This is a genomic window from Streptomyces sp. NPDC033229 (assembly GCF_055576875.1).
In genome coordinates this window covers 1-1,672 of the sequence record NZ_JBVIQR010000188.1, presented here as the reverse complement: position 1 = coordinate 1,672, position 1,672 = coordinate 1, and the positions used below count along the sequence as shown (strand labels likewise).

Here is a 1,672-nt window from a genome sequence, read left to right as displayed (position 1 = left end):
GTTGAACAGCGCCCTGACTTTCACGTCCTTGCCGGGCGTTTGGAGGGTTCCCCGGGCGGAGGCGGTCAGACGGGGCAGGTCAAGGTCCTCGATCGCGATCACCGCGGCATGGACGGCAAGGGTTTTGGAGACGGTGTGGAGGTGTGACTGGCGGCGCTGGGCGATCTGGTGATGGAGTTTGCCGACTCTGCGGGCGGCTTTACGGCGGTTCTTCGAACCGCGTTGCGTGCGGGAGAGGGCACGTTGCGCGCGGAGCAGCTGGCGTTCGGCTGTGTGGTAGGGCTTGGCCGCAGCGATGGTGTTGCTGTGCGGGTCGGCTGGGTCGAGGGGGGCGGACAGTACGGCAAGGGGCTGGGAGCCGAGGTCGGCTGCGACGAGCCCGGCGGTGCGCTGGCGGCTGGTCAGCCGGTCGGGGATGTACTGCTGGACGGTGCATACGAGGGAGGCGTACCAGCGGTGTCCGCCGCGTTTGACGGTGACCGAGGTGATCTCCGCTTTGTTTTTGGCGAGGAGGCGCCACAGGGGTCTGGCTGACTGGTGCAGCCGGAAGCTGCCGACGCCGGCTAGGCGCAGACGCCGCGTGCTGTCGAGGTGGATGACGGAGCGGGCCGGGTTGGCCAGGGCGAAGGAATCGGCGGTTTTGCCTTTCTTCTTGAAGCGGGGCATGCCCATGCGGGCGCCCCTACGGGTGCCGGCCGCGCTGGCCATCCAGTTCTTCCACGCCTTATCAGCACGGTCGAACCCGCACAGGAACGCACCCCGGGCCACCTCCGGCCACCAGGGAGAGCCACCCTCCTCCCCGGGCAGGTCACGGCGGGTCATCCACATGGCCTGGATGTCATAGGCCCCGGGCCGGTACGCGCCACGTGCGGCGAGTTCTTCCTTCAGCTCCAGCACACGCGGCCGCACCCGCGCGAGCTCAGCCTTCTTCTCCGCCGCATACCCCACCGGATCCGACATCTGCAATGCCACCAGGAACCGCCGCTGGGCATACAGGCGCCGCGCCAGGTCCGAAGCGTGCTCGCCCGGTACCGGACCGGGGTCCAGGACGGGCTGCCCTTTGTGTACGACACGACGCCGGTGCTCGTCCCACACCGCCAGATCCGCACACCAAGCGCTGTTCTCCGCCTTCACATGCTTCTTCGCCTCCGCGTACAGCGCACGCCGCTCACTCTTGCCCAAACGGGCCAGAATCTCATCACGGGACAGGCCCGCACGGGCTTCCGCGGCAGCCTGCTTACGCGCGTCGAAGGCCTGCCACTGCGCGAGCATCACCGCATGCGCGAAATTAAAAGCCCACCTCGCCGCACCCGCATGACGCTCCAAAATCCCCACCCCCGTCGGCCCCACATCAAGCGGGAAGCAGAAGACCCGCACCACCGGTACAACCGCCACACCACCACCCCCTCAAGCCAACCAGCACCCACCAAAGGAGAGGCAGATCACACTGACACACCCACCACAAGACCACAACCAAAAAGCGCCGCACCCACCCCGCCCAACGACACCCCGAACACACAAGCCAATCAGCAACAAGGCGAAACCCAGCGGTCACCCCGTCGGCACAGCTCGATGGTCTACTGAGACTGAACTCGTGTTGTCGCAGTGAGTTATCTGGGGTTCGGGGTGAGCCCTGTCTCGGTGAGGCAGCCTTCAAGGAGGGCGGGCCGGT

Annotated in this window: 1 protein-coding gene; it reads right to left on the bottom strand. The window is 66.8% G+C overall.

The features are described from left to right. Positions 1-1,395, bottom strand: a 1,395-nt coding sequence (locus tag ACZ53N_RS37270; RefSeq protein WP_469145121.1) for an RNA-guided endonuclease InsQ/TnpB family protein, incomplete at its 3' end; no start/stop codon positions are given. Positions 1,396-1,672 lie beyond the last annotated feature (277 nt).